Origin of the sequence: Hallella sp., assembly GCF_037460745.1 — a bacterium.
In the GTDB taxonomy this organism is placed as follows: domain Bacteria; phylum Bacteroidota; class Bacteroidia; order Bacteroidales; family Bacteroidaceae; genus Prevotella; species Prevotella faecis.
This window is the reverse complement of sequence record NZ_JAXVAE010000110.1, coordinates 1-17,001: the sequence shown is the minus strand read 5'-3', so window position 1 is coordinate 17,001 and position 17,001 is coordinate 1. Positions and strand designations below refer to the sequence as shown.

Here is a 17,001-nt window from a genome sequence, read left to right as displayed (position 1 = left end):
TACAAAAGGAGGGTGCACCATAAATGACCATAGTCAATTATGACACACCCCCTTTTTTTGTTGCCCGCATTGAGCTGTTGGCCCACTTTGGGAAGATGATAACCATGTTTAGGTGGGGAGAGAAAAAGCAATAGCTTAAGTCAGATGACCTAAGCTATTGCTGATAGGGTAGAAGCCCTCTTCCAATGTGATGGTGATGGAGTGGGGATAGCGCCGATTAGGCGTTGAGCTCGTCGATGAGCTGCTGGGCCAAGCGGCTGGTTCCGAGGCGGAACATCTCGTTGGTGAGCCACTTGTCGCCCAGCACCTCCTGTGCGATGGTGTAGAGGACGATGGCATCCATAGGTGTGTTGATGCCACCGGCAGGCTTCAAGCCCACCATGACCCCTGTCTGCTCATAGTATTCCTTGATGGCCTGGCACATGACGTAAACACCCTCGGGTGTGGCGCCAGCCTTCTCTTTGCCGGTAGAAGTTTTGATATAGTCGGCGCCGGCGTACATGCTCAGGATGGATGCGCGCTTCACATTGCTGAGACTGCCGAGGCAGCAGGTTTCGAGGATGACCTTCATAGGCACATCGCCGCAAGCCTCCTTCAGCTCGCTGATGTCGTCGGCCACGCCCTCGTAATCCTCAGAGAGGAACTTACCCACGGGCAGCACGATGTCGATGTTGGTGGCTCCGTCGGCCACAGCCAACTGTGTTTCAGCCACTTTCACCTCCATGCGGCTCTGCGATGAGGGGAAGCTACCGCTGACGCTTGTGATCTCTACGCCGTCGACTTCCAACGAGTTGCGAACGAGGTTCACGAAGACCGGATACACACACACGGCGGCCACGTGGGGCATGCCGGGGTAGAGCGAGTCTTGCTTGTTGACCTTCTCGATCATGGCGAGAATGCTCTCTTCGGTGTCGGTGGTGTGGAGCGAGGTGAGTTCCACGCTGCCGTAGAGGAACTTCTTTACCTCAGGAGTGTTGTTGGCTGGCACCTTCTCGTCGATGATGCGCTTAACGGCCTTCTCAACGGCTGCCTCGTCGACCTCGAGGTTGTATTTCCCAAAGGCTTGGTCGATCTTGCTCATGTTCTCGATTTGGGCTGCTTTCTGAGCCTTTATGTCTTTCGACACGTTTTCCTTGATGATTCCCATAGTTGGTATGATGTCTTTTTATATGGTTGATACATAGATAGTTGCTGATGCTTCATCCTTGCTGCAACTTGAGGTTGTTGCGGTGGCGCTCAGCGTCGCGCCGTGTTTTCTTCTCGATGCTCTGGCGGAACGCCTCCGTGAGGTTCACGCCCGTTTGGTTGGCCAGGCAGCAGAGCACCCACAGGATGTCGGCCATCTCCTCGCTAAGGTTGTCGCGTTCGCCCGCCTTGAAACTTTGGTCGCCATACTTGCGAGCCATGACGCGAGCCAATTCGCCTACCTCCTCGGTGAGGACGGCCATGTTGGTGAGTTCCGAGAAATAGCGCACGCCGTAGGTTTTCACCCAGCGGTCAACGCTTTGTTGTGCTTCTTCGATTGTCATATTTGCAAATTTACGTATTTTCCTGCAACAAAACCACTCCTCTTCCTGCTTTTTTGTAGTAGATGAGTGTTATGGTTGGATAATATTCCTCTTGAGATGAATCGAGTTTAGGCGTATTTGTCATTTTATCGTGTCCGCCCTGGCATTTTCGCTCTGTGCGCCCTTTTTGTGCGTTGGCTTGCGCTTGTACGTTAAGGAGCGTTGGCAGCCCCACGCGCGTTTATTTCGCCCTTTGGGGCTTTTGGATGGCTATAACTCTTGCTATACGTTTGAAGTGGTTTTCAGGAGCTTGTTGAAATATGCCAACAATCTATACCAAGAACTACACATTTCTTTTCCACGACGGAAATATTTTGGCCAAATACGTGATTCTCGTCGCGTTTCTGTAATAAGCTAACTGCCAGTTAGTTACCTTCTTTTATCATTCTTGTGACCTTATTTTTTTTCGTTTAGCATTGCCGTTAGGCATGTTTCGTGTTGCGAAACATGGCCGATCGTTCTTCGAAACATGGCTTTCCGTCTTTCGAAACATGCCAAACGGCATCTCGAGAAGGCATGTTCCGCAACGGAGCAGCTCGTCTTAGGTAAGGCTTATTGACATTTTAGCTTCTTTCTTGTTCTGGTTGGCCCGAAATCGTGCACCAACTTTTTGGCAAAAATAGTTGACGTAGGCTACTTGTTTAACACATGGCTTGTGGTGCGTGGTTAGACCACTTATTGTGTTTCTGTGTTTCCGACGTGAAGATATTGTATGGTTCTTCACGTCGGAATATTCGAATACCTTTGTCTTATTCCTTGTTTTTGGTGTCGAGGCAGATGGTGGTTGGACCGTTGTTGACAAGGCTGACATCCATCATTGCGCCAAATTCGCCCGTGCCTACAGGCTTGCCGAGTGCGTCGGACAGTTCTTTGCAGAATTGCTCATAGAGCGGTATTGAGATGGAGTGGGGCGCAGCGTTCAACCAGCTCGGGCGGTTGCCCTTCTTGCAGCTGGCCATGAGGGTGAACTGTGATACGACCAGTATCTCGCCGTCTATGTCCTTGATACTGAGGTTCATAACGCCATCGGCATTGTCGAAGATGCGTAGCGCCACTATCTTACGTACGAGCCACTGGATGTCTTCAGGACCGTCGTTGTTGCCTACGCCAAGAAGAATCATGAAACCTTGATTGATGCTTGACTTCACTTTGCCGTCGATCGATACCGATGCCTGGCTCACTCGTTGGATGACTACTCTCATGTGGATGTTATATTTTGTAGGTTATTATGTTTTATTTATTGTGTTATGGCTTCTCGACGTAGGGGGTTTGCTTCAGGGTTACTCCTTCCCTTGAGGGGCGTTTGTGGGTTTCTGAAAGTGACGATACACGGTGTTGGCCTTCGAGGGCCCAATGGCGGTAGCAAGTTGCTCGAGAGTTGCACCCTTGATGCGTTTCACGCTCCTGAACGCTTTGAGCAATGCGTCGCGCGTTTTGGGGCCTATACCGGTGATGTCATCAAGCTCGGAGTGGAGCGCGTGCTTGGACCGCTTGTCGCGGTGGAAGGTGATGGCGTAGCGGTGTACCTCATCCTGGATTTGCGTGAGGACACGGAACAGTTCGCTGTCGGGCTTTAATCCCACCACCACGGGAGGGAAACCGAAGAGCAGTTCGTTGGTGCGGTGGCGGTCGTCTTTGGCCAGTCCGGCTATCGGAATGTGAAGGTGGAGCTCGTCTTCAACCACTTCGCGCACCACCTCCATTTGCCCTCGTCCACCATCGGTAATGATGAGGTCGGGCAGGGGGGTGCCCTCGGCTTGCATGCGTGTGTAACGGCGGCGTACCACCTCCTGCATGGAGGCGTAGTCGTCGGGCCCCACTACGGTCTTGATGTTGTATTTGCGGTAGTCCTTGCGTGAGGGATTCATGCCCTTGTAGACGATGCATCCCGCCACGGCGTCGGTGCCTGAGATGTTGGAGTTGTCGAAGCATTCTATCTGATAGGGTAATTTGTCCAAGCCCAACTTGGTCTGCAACTCCTTCATCAGGCGTGTTTGCTTCTGCTCGGGGTTGAGCTTTTCGGCCTGTTTCAGGCGGTCGAACTTATACTGTTTGCCATTCATCTCAGAGAGTTCCAGGAGGTGCTTTTTGTCGCCTCGTTGTGGCACAAAGAACGCTGCATCAGGCAGTTGCCACTCCATCTCGAAGGGAACGATGACCTCTTTGGCTTTCGATGCGAAACGCTCACGAATCTCGGGGATGGCGAGCATCAGCAGGTCCTCGTCGCTCTCGTCGAGCTTTCGTCGATATTCGTAGGTGAAACTCTGGTTGATGGTGCCGTTCTTGACGTGTATGTAGTTGATATACGCATTGTTACGATGGTCGTCGTCGATGATGGTAAACACGTCCACGTCGTTGATGGTGTGGCTTACCACCTCACTCTTCGCCACGAATTCCTGCAACAGTTGATAGCGTATTTTCAGGGCGTTGGCTTCCTCAAACCTCAGGTCTTTGGCTGCCGCCATCATCTCCTCATAGAGATGTTGCGACAGTTCGCGTGTGTTGCCCTTGAGAACCTCCTTGGCTTCGCGTATGTTCTCCTGATATTCGTCCCACGATTGCTTGCCTATGCAGCATCCTTCGCAGTTGTGGAGGTGGTATTCGAGACAGGTCTTGTAGCGTCCAAGGGCCACTCCCTCGCGTGTGATGGGCTGGTGGCAACGGCGGGGTTTGAACACCTTGTTGATGAGGTCGAGCACGTTGTACATGGCCGTGATATGGGGGTAGGGACCGAAGTATGTGCCAGTCTTTTTGTTGATGGTACGCGTCTTGAAAATGCGGGGGAAAAACTCGTTTGTGACACAGATGCTTGGGTAGGTCTTGCCATCCTTTAGCAACACATTGTAACGTGGATTATAGCGTTTGATAAGGGCGTTCTCGAGCAGCAAGGCATCCTCTTCGGTGTTTACAACCGTGTAGGTGATGTCTTGGATCTTCGACACAAGCACCTTCGTCTTGTATCGGTCCACCTCCTTGTGGAAGTAGCTCGACACACGGTTTTTGAGGTGCTTGGCCTTTCCTACGTATATGATATGTGTAGGGTCCGGGTTCTCTCCCGGTTCCCTACGCTTGTCGTAATACTGGTAGCTGCCCGGTTTCTGTGGCATGTTCAACACGATGTTCTTGAGGTATGCCAATCGAGCTTCGTTTTCTTCTTTTGTCATCTTCGTTTCCCCTTTATCTATTGGTGTTTCGGGTGTTCTTGTTTCACGTGAAACATATCAACCTTTGCCTTCTTTATCTCACTTGTTAACTGCCTCATAAGGTTGCAGTTAAACCTTTTGGCGTGTGCTTTACTGTGGTGCGGGTAGGAGTTTCAGGCACAAAGGCCAGGGCGCTTGCCAGGGCGATGAGGAAGGCTTTCTACCCCTATTCAAATGATGCGTTACACTTGTTAGTGCTTCCTGTGCCGCCGCTTGTGTTCTTTGGAGTGACCGCCAATACTTTTTCATGTGTCAACGGAATGTCCTTGGAACCCTTCGCTTGCCTTCTGAGACCGCTTGTTTTGCCTTCTCTTAGACCAGCGCTTGCGAGAGGTGCTCTTTGGTTTTGCCTCCTCTTAGACCTGCGCTTGCGAGAGGTGTGCCCTATGTTTGTGATACGTAGGCTTTCGGACAGCCTTTGTGGTGTGCTCTATCCGTATTAGGTGTGCTTCAGCCCTGGCTTCCCCTAACCTCTGGATAGAATTCCGTAGACCTTTCGCCAGTTCAACCTTGGCGCTTCTCGGGCGAGGCTACGATGCTTCTCGGGTGCTGCGCTTAACCTTCACAGCCAAGCCGTAAATCCTTCTCCGGTATTTAACTGTCCTTTCATAGGAGCTGTTTTAATCCTTCTTTGGTTTATCGCAACTTTTTTGTAGGAGCATCGTAAATCCTCAATATGGATAGTTTGTTACTTAGGATGACGTATGGCCACGTCGTGTGTGGTACTTTCGCCTTTTGGATTGCGCCACTCGCCGTTTTCCCAATGCTTGTTTTCGCTTGCCTGTTCTTTCCTTTTTCCTGAGGAAATCGCATTGCAAATTTAAGAAAAATATGGGGGCTTGCCAATAATTCAAAGCTTTTATTTTTGAAGCGTTCGTTCCTTTTCTTCTTTTCAAGTAAAAGCGTTGTTGGTTTGCCATTGCCTCTTATTCATGCGCCAACATTTTACCCTTCTCTTTCAAGAAACTCTTACCTGTCTTTCTTAGGCGAAATGTTCCATATGCTTCTTTGTCGTTGGCTATAGAGTGCTCATCCTGTACGCTGCCCCAATTCTATGGGCGTCAAGAGCGTTTTCGTAAGAGATAAACGTTTCGTCGCTATTTCTCTTTTTGTTGTCTGAGCCTTTTGGGACCTATGAGGCGAGCGCATCGCTATGGTGTCCGCATGTAAGCGTTGCAGTTGTGTGCGCTCTTATAAAAACGAAAGATATTGGTTGGTGATAAAAGGCGTTGCTTGGTAAGATTGGAGAGATGGCCTAAATGATGCCGATAGTTCCGCTAAGCGCATCCCAAAGGTTTTGATTCTCCGAATGTATCAGATGTGTTTTTGGCGTTTCTCTTGTGGAAAACGTTCTTTTAACGGTGTGTCGCATTTCCGCTCGGCTTGTTTTGTTATGTTGCACCAGCGAGTATGACCATTCCATGTGATGGGTATGGATTGGCTCCTTTTCCTTTATAGGAATGGCGTTGATGGTGCGATTCTGATTGTTGTAGCTCTTTGTCTATGATTTTCTCCAATGGGTCCAACCAATCGTTTGTGCGCAAACAAAATCCCCAGGCATGTTCCTTGTTATGGGAATGTGCCTGGGGAATATGGTGGGCGTTGCCCAGTTGTGATATGGAATGTGTTTTTCCCGAATCAAAAAGATGGTTTCAGTTATTCGGGCTCGACCGGATGTGTCTTGCGAAATCTCTGGGAAGATCTTAGAACTTAAGGAGGCTTGTCACTTCGATGTCATCGTCGAAGATGTCGCGAGCATTCGGAAACTCCGACTGAAGTTCAATGATGAAGTTGCAATAAACCTTTTTGGGATGGAACTTGCGAACCAAATCGCATGCCGCTTTCATCGTGCCGCCCGTGGCTAAAAGGTCGTCGTGGAGAAGAATCACGTCGTCTTCGGTGATCGAATCCTTGTGAATCTCGATGGTGTCGATGCCGTACTCCTTGGCGTAACTCATCTGGATGGTCTCGCAAGGCAACTTGCCTGGTTTGCGGCAAAGCACGATTCCTGCGCCCAAACGAATGGCTGCGGCCGAACTCATCACAAAACCGCGGCTCTCAATGCCCACGATCTTCGTGATGCCTTTGTCCTTATAAAGATCGTAGAGCTCATCCGTAATGATTCTAATGCACTCTGCACTCTTAAACAGTGTCGTCACATCGCGGAAATTAACGCCTTTGATCGGCCAATCAGGGATGCAACGCAAGTTGTTTAATAGGATTTGATTGTTCATGTTTAACGTTTTACTTTATGTCTAATTGTTTAATTCTTAGTGGTTTATCCGTATCCGTGTTTCACGTGAAACATTTAGCGCCCAAGTAGCACAAGCATCACGTTGATATCGCTTGGGGAAACGCCGGGAATGCGACTTGCCTGCCCCAATGTGTCGGGATCGATGTGCTCCAGTTTCTGCCGGCCTTCCGTGGAAATCTCATGGAGCTCGCTGTATTTGAACCTTCCTTTGATGCGGATATCTTCCAAGCGGTGCATCTTGTCGGCAACGATTTTCTCTCGTTCGATGTAACCTTTGTACTTGATGCGTATCTCGGCTGCTTCGGCAATTTCTTCCTTTCGGTTCTGTGGCGTATCAAGGGCTTCCTTTAGTTCTGGGATGATTTCTGCCAGTTGCTTGATGCTCACCTGCGGTCGTCCAATAAGGTCGGATATTTTGCATCCCATGCGGAGTGGGGTGGTGCCGATGGCCTCCAAAGCGCTATTGATGTCTTTGGGCTTTACGGAGGTTTGGTCGCAGAACTCGATGATCTTCCTGATGTTCTCTTTCTTCTCCAACCACCAGTCCAGTCGCTCTCGCTTGGCCAGGCCGAGTTGGTATGCCTTCTCGGTCAGTCGCGCGTCGGCGTCGTCCTGTCGGAGAAGGATGCGATACTCGGCGCGAGAGGTGAACATGCGATAGGGCTCGTCAACGCCCTTGGTCGTTAGGTCGTCGATGAGCACGCCGATGTAACTCTCGTCGCGTCCCATGACGAGCGGTTCGCTGCCCGCACATTTCAACGCGGCGTTGACGCCTGTCACCAGTCCTTGGCCTCCGGCCTCTTCGTAACCTGTGGTTCCGTTGACTTGCCCGGCGAAGTATAAGCCTTCGATCACCTTCGATTCCAGCGAGTGGTTGAGTTGCGTGGGGTCAAAGTAGTCGTATTCGATGGCGTAGCCCGGTCGATAGATTTTTGCTTCCCTAAGCGCTGGTATCTCATGGAGGGCGCGCAGTTGCGTCTCCATGGGCATAGACGATGAAAAGCCGTTGAGGTAAATCTCGTTCGTGTCCTCACCCTCGGGCTCGATGAACAGCGGGTGTTGGTCGCGGTCGGGGAAGGTGACAAGTTTGGTTTCGATCGACGGACAATAACGTGGGCCTGTCGATTGTATCTGTCCGTTGTAGAGTGGGGAGTTGGCAATGTCGGCCTTGAGGATGTCGTGCACGCGGCTGTTGGTGTAGCATGTCCAGCACGGGAGTTGCTTGAGCCGTCGGTGGGGAGCCATGTATGAGAACTGCTGGTTGCCCTCGTCGCCAGACTGCACTTCCGTGTCCTCAAAGTGGATGGAGCGCTTGTCGAGGCGCACGGGCGTTCCGGTTTTCATCCGTTCGGACCTAATGCCCCATCGGGTGATGCTTTCCGTAAGGTGGTAGGTTGCAGGTTCTGCGCACCTGCCACCCGGAACTTTGTGGTTCCCGATGTGCATCAGTCCATTGAGGAATGTGCCTGCGGTGATGACGACAGCCTTGGCGCGTATCTCCACGCCCCATATCGTCTTCACACCGACGGCCTGTCCGTTCTCCACTATGAGCTCCTCGGCTTGGTCTTGCCAGATGTCGAGGTTCGGTGTGCGGTCGATGACGCGTCGCCATTCCCATATAAACTTTTCTCTGTCACACTGGGCGCGGGGCGACCACACGGCCGGTCCTTTGCCTTTGTTGAGCATCCTGAATTGGATAGCGGTGGCGTCGGTGACGAGGGCCATCTGTCCGCCAAGGGCGTCGATCTCCCTCACAATTTGACCTTTGGCAATGCCTCCCACGGCAGGGTTGCAACTCATTTGCGCAATCTTGTTCATGTCCATGGTGACGAGCAGCGTCCTTGCTCCGATGTTTGCCGACGCGCACGCCGCTTCGCAGCCTGCGTGGCCTCCACCAATCACTATCACATCGTATTTAAAATCCATGTTTTAGTCTTTTCGGCAAAAGTAAGAAATAAATTCGATTTTTTATTCGTTTTACTTTGATTAATCATTAAAATATAGTATTTTTGCACTCATTAAGAGGCTCTCGAATACCTAATATAAGGTATGGCGTGCCTCGGAGGACCCCCCAACCCTTAGGGATGGTCCTATAAAATCTAATCAGATTGGAATTAAATCTAACATTCAAATAATTAAAAATCAATCATTTATGTGGTTAATCAATTCTCCAATTGGTAGGAAAGTGGTGATGTCGCTCACTGGCATCTGCCTCGTTCTCTTCCTTACCTTCCACTGTGCGATGAATGTTGCTGCGTTCTTCTCTGGAGACGCATACAACGCCGTCTGCGAGTTCTTGGGTGCAAACTGGTATGCAGTTGTCGGCACGCTTGGCTTGGCATTCCTTGCCTGCTGCCACATCGTGTATGCTTTCATCCTCACGGCTCAGAACCGCCGTGCTCGTGGTGATCAGCGCTACGCAGTTTCTAACCGTCGTCCAGAGGTGTCTTGGGCCTCTCAGAACATGTTGGTGCTCGGCATCATCATCGCCGTCGGTCTTCTTCTTCACCTTTACAACTTCTGGGCACACATGATGCTCGCTGAGTTCACGGGTGCGCAGAACGCCATTGGCGCCGCTGATGGCTTTGGCTGGATCAAGGAGGTGTTCTCTTGCCCGGTCTACTCTGTGCTTTACCTTGTTTGGATTGCCGCCCTGTGGTTCCACCTGACTCACGGTTTCTGGTCATCTATGCAGACCCTGGGCTGGAGCGGTAAGATTTGGTTGAAGCGTTGGCAGACCATTGGCGTTGTTTACGTCACCGTTCTCCTGGGCGTGTTTGCCATTCTCGTGCTGAGCTTCTGGCTTGGCTTCGCTCCAAGTATGTGTTAATAATAAATTCAAATCATTATGTCACAAATAGATTCTAAGATTCCAGCGGGCCCCTTGGCCGAGAAATGGACCAACTATAAAGCCCACCAAAAGCTGGTTAACCCGGCTAACAAACGTAAGCTCGACATCATCGTCGTAGGTACCGGTCTGGCAGGTGCCAGCGCCGCCGCCTCTCTCGGCGAGATGGGTTTCCATGTTATCAACTTCTGCATCCAGGACAGTCCCCGTCGTGCACACTCTATCGCCGCTCAGGGTGGCATCAACGCCGCCAAGAACTACCAGAACGATGGCGACGCTGTGTACCGTCTGTTCTACGACACGATCAAGGGTGGTGACTACCGTGCCCGCGAGGCCAACGTGTATCGTTTGGCAGAGGTGAGCGCCTCCATCATCGACCAGTGTGTCGCTCAGGGTGTTCCTTTCGCCCGTGAGTATGGTGGCATGCTTGCCAACCGTTCGTTCGGTGGCGTGCAGGTGAGCCGTACGTTCTACGCCAAGGGCCAGACCGGTCAGCAGTTGCTGCTCGGCGCCTACAGCTCATTGATGAAAGAGGTGAACAATGGCACCGTGGAGCTCCACACTCGTACAGAGGTTGAGGATGTTGTGATCATCGATGGTCGTTGCCGTGGCGTCATCGCCAAGGACCTTGTCAGCGGTAAGCTCGAGCGCTATGCAGCTCACGCCGTTTGCTTGGCTACCGGTGGTTATGGCAATGCTTACTTCCTTTCTACCAACGCTATGGGTTGCAACTGCACAGCTGCTATCCAGGCATACCGTAAGGGTGCTTACTTTGCTAACCCTTGCTTCGTTCAGATTCACCCCACCTGTATCCCCGTCCATGGCGACAAGCAGTCTAAGTTGACCCTTATGTCTGAGTCTCTGCGTAACGACGGTCGTATTTGGGTTCCCAAGAAGCTTGAGGACGCTAAGCGCCTGCAGCGTGGTGAGATCAAGGGCCGCGACATTCCCGAGGAGGATCGCGACTACTACTTGGAGCGCCGCTATCCCGCCTTCGGTAACCTTGTTCCCCGTGACGTGGCCTCACGTGCCGCTAAGGAGCGTACCGACCATGGCTTCGGTGTGAACAACACCGGTTTGGCTGTGTTCCTCGACTTCTCAGACGCTTTCCAGCGCCTTGGCCGCAAGCGTGTTGACGAGCGTTATGGCAACCTCTTCGACATGTATCAGGAGATTACCGACGTTGATCCTCACGATAACCCGATGATGATCTTCCCCGCTATCCACTACACGATGGGTGGTCTTTGGGTCGACTATGAGTTGCAGACCAGCGTCAAGGGTCTGTTCGCCCTTGGTGAGTGCAACTTCTCCGACCACGGTGCCAACCGTCTGGGAGCCTCTGCTTTGATGCAGGGTCTGAGCGATGGTTACTTCGTGATTCCTTACACCATGCAGAACTACCTGGCCGACCAGATCACTGTTCCTCGCTTCACCACCAACCTGCCCGAGTTTGAGGAGGCTGAGAAGAAGGTACAGGCCGAGATGGATCGCATCTACGACATCCAGCACAAGCAGGCCGACAAGAGCAAGCTCGTGAGCGTCGACACTATCCACAAGGAGCTTTATAAGATTCTGTGGAACCAGGTGGGTATGGCTCGTAACGCCGAAGGCTTGAAGTCTGCTCTTAAGAAGCTGAAGGAGGTTCGTGAGCAGTTCGACACCTGCGTTCGCATTCCTGGCTCTAAGGAGGGCTTGAACGTTGAGCTCGACAAGGCTATCCACTTGCGCGACTTCATCCTCATGGGTGAGCTGATCGCTTACGATGCCCTTGAGCGCAACGAGAGCTGCGGTGGTCATTTCCGTGAGGAGAGCCAGACCGAGGAAGGCGAGGCTAAGCGTAATGACGAGGAGTTCATGTATGTTGCTTGCTGGGAGTACCAGAAGGACGACGATACAGCCCCTGTCTTGCACAAGGAGCCGCTCAACTACGAGTATATTAAGGTTCAGACCCGTAACTATAAGTCGTAGTCACCCCTTGTCTTCTTATATAAGGAGACGCGAGGAAAAGCAGAAACATTATTTAACTTCAGAACAATTCAAATGGATCAGAATATATCATTCACACTTAAGGTGTGGCGCCAGAACGGCCCTACTGCCGAAGGCCATTTCGACACCTTTGAGATGAAGGACATCCCCGGTGATACTTCATTCCTGGAGATGCTCGACATTCTCAACGAGCAGCTCATCGAGCAGGACAAGGAGCCGTTCGTCTTCGACCACGACTGTCGCGAGGGTATCTGCGGCATGTGCTCGCTCTACATCAACGGTAACCCCCACGGTCCCGCTCAGGGAGCCACTACTTGCCAGCTCTACATGCGTCGTTTCCACGACGGCGACGTTATCACTGTTGAGCCTTGGCGTTCGGCTGCCTTCCCTGTCATCAAGGACTGCATGGTTGACCGTTCAGCTTTCGATAAGATCATCGCTGCTGGTGGTTACACCTCTGTTCGCACGGGTCAGGCTCAGGACGCTAACGCCATCCTGATTTCCAAGGACGATGCCGATGAGGCAATGGACTGCGCTACATGTATCGGTTGCGGTGCTTGCGTAGCCGCTTGTAAGAACGGTTCAGCTATGCTGTTCGTTTCAAGCAAGGTCAGCCAGTTTGCTCTGCTGCCCCAGGGTCGTCCCGAGGCTGCACGTCGCGCCAAGAACATGATTGCCAAGATGGAGGAGCTGGGCTTCGGTAACTGCACCAACACTCGCGCTTGTGAGGCTGAGTGCCCGAAGAACGAGTCTATCGCCAACATCGCTCGCCTGAACCGCGAGTACATCAAGGCTAAGCTCGCCGACTAATCCGATCTTTCCATCACACACGATACGCTCACAGGTGAATTTCTTTTCGCCTGTGGGCGTTTTTTTGTTTAGCCGTTTTTTGTCGTTTCCCCATGCTCTTGGCCGGGGCAATGCCACCACGTATGCTTATTGATATCCGTTGTCGAGACGAATGGCACCTTGGCAAAGACCCTACGTAGGGCAAGCCTGCTTGCTTTTTGTTGGTCCATCTGAATAGTTTTTCCTACCTTTGCAAACAAATAGCGTGTGGCGCCTAAGCCGATAGGGAGCCTCACCAAGCATTCAAAGCAGCATGAAGAACGAAGCAACCCTCCAATTTGTCCAATTGCATAGAGAAGACGACGTCAATCGCCTTGCATTCTTAGGCGACAAGAACCCAGATGTGGATATGCCTTGGGCATTGGCCCAGATCAGCGGATGGCAGACAGCACGCCGCAAGTTGCCCTCTTGGGCTGCATGCGATGGTTTGGAATACCCGCCCCACCTTAATATGGAGCAGTGTTCAAGCGAGCCAACCGCCATCTATAAGGCTTCGTTGGCCTCCCGCCTGGTTGGCGCTGATGCGGCTGAACATGGTCTCTTGGTCGACCTCACGGGCGGTTTCGGAGTCGATTTCTCATGGATGGCGCGTGCCTTTGCCCATGCGGTCTATGTGGAACGCAACGAAACGTTGTGCCCGATTGCCCAACATAACTTTCAACAACTGGGACTCGACCATGTGGAAATTCATGTTGGCGATGGTGTAGCGTACCTGCAAACGATGCCATTGGTACCCGAACGAAAGACAGGCGATGCGCACCCCCTGACCCTTATTTACCTCGATCCAGCCCGCCGCGACACCTATGGCCGCAAGGTCTTTGGAATGGAGGACTGCACCCCCGATGTCGTTGGATTGTGCGATACTTTGCTTCTGCGGGCCGATATTGTGGTGATTAAGCTCTCACCCATGCTCGACTGGCACGAGGCCGTACGCAAGCTTAAAAACGTCTCAGAGGTGCACGTCGTGTCGGTTTCCAACGAGTGCAAGGAACTTCTTCTCGTTTTGACGCACGAAAAACGCCCTCTGTGCGTGTTTTGTGTCAATGACGGGCAGATGTTCACTTATTGTGTTTCCGGCGCTTCACGCCCCTTGGAAGGCGCTTTGCGAGCTTCTGATGATGCTCTGCGTCCCTCCGATGATGCTTCGTGCGCTCCAGGAATCGTTTCAGGCCGCCCTGCTGACGCCTCAAGAGTCATGCCAGATGAGGAGTTCCACAACGTTTCGCTCCCTACACATTCGCCCGATCCCACTCCGAGCGTCCTGCTTGTACCCAATAGCAGCATCATGAAAGCGGGATGTTTCCGTGAGATAGCGGTGGCGTTTGGCGTTTCCCAGATCGGTTCCGACGCCCACCTGTATCTTTCGAATGGCGCCGTGCCCCATTTCCCCGGTCGCCAGTTTCGCATCCTTCGCATCACCTCGATGAACAAGCGCGATTTGCGCCAGGCGTTCCAAGGCGTGAGCCAGGCCAACATCGCCGTCCGCCATTTTCCCCTTACGGCCGATGCCCTTCGCCGAAGGCTGAAGCTCAAGGATGGTGGCAGCCTTTATGTGTTTGCTACCACCATAGGCAAGGACCATCGGTTGATCCTTACCGAAAAGTTGGTTGCGCCCTAACGCCGCTCCCTGTCCTTGGTGCCCCGGCTCCTTGGGCCTGCGCTTATCCGTTTTATAGGTCCATTCCGTCCCACCTGCTCCTTACAGTATAGAGCTGAAAAAGCCCTTTGTTGCATCCATGACCTTGCAACAAAGGGCTTTCTGTTACCCCCAATCGGCTGTTAAACCCCAATCGGTCATTAGGCCGAAATAGGAAGACGATGAGGAGCTTATCTAATGACCGATTAGGGATTCATCCTTACGCCACATGGAATCCATGAGGCAAAATCCTATCGATCGATTAGTATTCCATAGAGAACGTTATGCCACGGCGCATCATGTCGTTGGCCAGCGCCCCCAGACGCTTGATGAACGACTCCCACGAACGGTTCTCCTGTTGGCTCCATCCTGCCTCAGCCAATGCGATGGCGCGTGGGTAGGCTTGGTAGTAGATGCGCTCAGGCGAAGTGATGCACTCGCTCCACAGCGTTCCTGCCACACCAAACAGGTTGTTCTGCTCAAACTTCTTGTCGTGTCCCCAGGCAGGGTCGAGGCTGTAGGTAGCCTTGAGCGTAGTGGTGGGCATACCCCAGTTCACCTCCGGCATGTCGCCGTTGGCCATGGGATAGTCGAAGTAGCAGTGCTCTCCGGGGCAGAGCATGATGCGCGCGTTGTTTTCCACCGCAGCCTCCAGCGCCTTGTTGGTCAGTCCGTGTCGCCATGCGAAGGTGACGCATCCCGGCTGAATCTTCTTGAAATCGGTCTCATACCAGAACATGGGCGTCTTGTGATACGTGTCGCGCAGCAGTTCGATGACACGGTCGAAGAGGTATCCCTGCAACTGCCAGTTGTCTGACCGGTCGGTCGTGGTGATGCCCAGTTTCTTCTTCAGCGCCTGACACTTCGGGCAGTCGGTCCAGCAGTTGAGCGCCGGGTTGCCCGCCTCGTCGCCACCGAGGTGGATGTATTTCGACGGGAAGATATCGGCAATCTCCTTAAACACATTGCCGAGGAACTCGTAGGTAAACTCATTGCCTGGGCAGAGCAACTCGTTCGACACGCCGCATGTGGTGCGGATGGGCACCTGTCGCTGGTGGCACGTCAGCTCAGGGAACACGCTGATGGCTGCCACCTCATGTCCCGGCATCTCAATCTCGGGAACAATCTCCACGTGATATCGTGCGGCATACTTCACGAGGTCGCGCATCTGCTCCTGCGTGTAATAGCCCTTGTAAGGCATCTGTATGTCGTCCTGTCCCCAGCGCGACGACGCCTGCTCCGTGAGTTGCGGGTATTTCTTGATCTCGATGCGCCATGCCTGGTCGTCCACCAGGTGCAGGTGCAGAGCGTTGAGCTTGTAGCGCGCCATCTCTGGGATAAACGCCTTCAGTTCCTCCAGGGGGATGAATGTGCGGGCGGGGTCCACCATCAGCTCACGCACATGCGTACGCGGCGCGTCCTTGATGGTGAGGTGCGGAATGGCGTCCACACAAGGCTTCGTACCCGATCCCAGCAATATCTGGTCGAGCGTCATCAGCCCCCAAAACACGCCACGCGCCGTCTTACCCTTGATGCTCACCCCGTTGGCATCCACATCGATCGTGTATGCCTCGTCGTCGTTGAGTGTGGGGTCGAGAGAGAGCACCATCTCAATGCCGCGCTGACGACTGTTCACAATGTTTCCGATGCGTTCGCTGAGCATGTTGCGCGCCTGCTCCACCTCGTTGGCCAGCTTCTCGCCATCGCCCTGCTTCGCATACACGTTCCACGCCGTCTTCACGTTGAGCGCCTTGGCCCTTTTTATCAGGCTCATCTCCTGCGGCATGGGCGCCAGGCACTGTGTGGGGTCGCTCACCTCCCAAGCCCATTTCTGCGCCGTGTAGAAGCGGCTCCATCCGGCAGCCTTCCTATACGCCTTCTCGCTACCCTTCGGTACGATGAGCTTCACGCTTCCCGGCTCCACACCGTCGAACGCCGTTATGGCAGCCTTGGGTGGCACCTTCGACAGCACCGTCACCGTTTTCAGTCCCGCCAGTCGTGCAAAGGCATACTCGCCGATGGTGGGCGTGCCCTCGATGGTGAGTTGGCTGATGCTCTTACATCCCGAGAAAGCGGCGGCGCCGATGTTCTCCACCGTGGCCGGGATGGTGATGCCCTGCAACTTATCGCAAGCGAAGAAGGCCTGCGTTCCAATGGTTTTCAGAACCTTTGGCAGGGTGATGTTCTCGATCTGATGGCGCGAGTGGAACGCGTTCTTGGGTATTTCCGTGCTTTGCGCCTCGCCGAGGTCGATGGTGCGCACTTGGAAACACAGGTCGCGCATTTGCCGATAGTCGCCGCTGCGATCCGTCGAGAGCTCGCCAGTGAGTTTCAGACTGATGGCCATCGACTTCTGTTCAGGCTTCAGGTTGCCCATACGTGCCACGGTCTGTGCCGACATAGCAGCCGACAGCAGAGTTGCAGCCGACAAAAGAAAAAGTCTTCTCATGAGTCGTTATTTATTAGGTTGTTATATGTATTGTTCTCTGTTTAGGCGTTTCGTTTTGCAAAGGTACAACTATTTGCGTTACCTTCGGCCAGTTTGCGCCTACAAATTCATTTTTGGCTCATCCGACATTTGGAGTGATAAAGGACACACGTGAGTATTTACGCTCAGACGCGGCAACAACGAATTGAACGAATTAACTCTAAGTTTG

At 52.8% G+C, this 17,001-nt stretch carries 11 protein-coding genes; 4 read left to right on the top strand and 7 right to left on the bottom strand.

The window, feature by feature from the left end:
• Window positions 1-217: 217 nt before the first annotated feature.
• The 6 genes from deoC to mnmG form a co-directional block, all read right to left on the bottom strand.
• On the bottom strand, window positions 218-1,147 hold the full coding sequence (gene deoC, locus WKK33_RS07255) for a deoxyribose-phosphate aldolase (RefSeq protein WP_337933142.1): 930 nt from the start codon (window positions 1,145-1,147) through the stop codon (window positions 218-220).
• A gap of 52 nt (window positions 1,148-1,199) precedes the next feature.
• The gene (locus WKK33_RS07250; RefSeq protein ID WP_337933141.1) at window positions 1,200-1,529 is read right to left on the bottom strand and encodes a nucleotide pyrophosphohydrolase; all 330 of its coding nucleotides are present in this window, start codon (window positions 1,527-1,529) and stop codon (window positions 1,200-1,202) included.
• Window positions 1,530-2,317: 788 nt separating this feature from the next.
• Window positions 2,318-2,770 carry a D-aminoacyl-tRNA deacylase gene (gene dtd / locus WKK33_RS07245; protein ID WP_337933140.1) on the bottom strand — a complete coding sequence of 151 codons (453 nt, stop codon included), beginning with the start codon at window positions 2,768-2,770 and terminating at the stop codon, window positions 2,318-2,320.
• A gap of 78 nt (window positions 2,771-2,848) precedes the next feature.
• Window positions 2,849-4,732 carry an excinuclease ABC subunit UvrC gene (gene uvrC, locus WKK33_RS07240; RefSeq protein ID WP_337933137.1) on the bottom strand — a complete coding sequence of 628 codons (1,884 nt, stop codon included), beginning with the start codon at window positions 4,730-4,732 and terminating at the stop codon, window positions 2,849-2,851.
• 1,742 nt (window positions 4,733-6,474) lie between these two features.
• On the bottom strand, window positions 6,475-7,005 hold the full coding sequence (locus tag WKK33_RS07235; RefSeq protein ID WP_330001663.1) for an adenine phosphoribosyltransferase: 531 nt from the start codon (window positions 7,003-7,005) through the stop codon (window positions 6,475-6,477).
• Between the two features lie 74 nt (window positions 7,006-7,079).
• On the bottom strand, window positions 7,080-8,951 hold the full coding sequence (gene mnmG, locus WKK33_RS07230) for a tRNA uridine-5-carboxymethylaminomethyl(34) synthesis enzyme MnmG (RefSeq protein WP_337933136.1): 1,872 nt from the start codon (window positions 8,949-8,951) through the stop codon (window positions 7,080-7,082).
• A 226-nt stretch (window positions 8,952-9,177) separates the two neighbouring features.
• Between mnmG and WKK33_RS07225 the strand changes: the two genes are divergently transcribed.
• The 4 genes from WKK33_RS07225 (at window position 9,178) to WKK33_RS07210 (ending at window position 14,326) form a co-directional block, all read left to right on the top strand.
• Window positions 9,178-9,855: a succinate dehydrogenase cytochrome b subunit gene (locus WKK33_RS07225; RefSeq protein WP_337568597.1), complete on the top strand. Its 678-nt coding sequence runs from the start codon at window positions 9,178-9,180 to the stop codon at window positions 9,853-9,855.
• 18 nt (window positions 9,856-9,873) lie between these two features.
• Window positions 9,874-11,841, top strand: coding sequence for a fumarate reductase/succinate dehydrogenase flavoprotein subunit (locus WKK33_RS07220; RefSeq protein WP_215759270.1), 1,968 nt, complete (start codon window positions 9,874-9,876; stop codon window positions 11,839-11,841).
• A 72-nt stretch (window positions 11,842-11,913) separates the two neighbouring features.
• Window positions 11,914-12,669: a succinate dehydrogenase/fumarate reductase iron-sulfur subunit gene (locus tag WKK33_RS07215; RefSeq protein WP_337568599.1), complete on the top strand. Its 756-nt coding sequence runs from the start codon at window positions 11,914-11,916 to the stop codon at window positions 12,667-12,669.
• Window positions 12,670-12,961: 292 nt separating this feature from the next.
• Window positions 12,962-14,326: an SAM-dependent methyltransferase gene (locus tag WKK33_RS07210; RefSeq protein ID WP_337637404.1), complete on the top strand. Its 1,365-nt coding sequence runs from the start codon at window positions 12,962-12,964 to the stop codon at window positions 14,324-14,326.
• A 280-nt stretch (window positions 14,327-14,606) separates the two neighbouring features.
• On the opposite strand, the gene WKK33_RS07205 is transcribed toward WKK33_RS07210, so the two are convergent.
• The gene (locus WKK33_RS07205; RefSeq protein WP_337933134.1) at window positions 14,607-16,793 is read right to left on the bottom strand and encodes a family 20 glycosylhydrolase; all 2,187 of its coding nucleotides are present in this window, start codon (window positions 16,791-16,793) and stop codon (window positions 14,607-14,609) included.
• Between the last annotated feature and the right edge of the window lie 208 nt (window positions 16,794-17,001).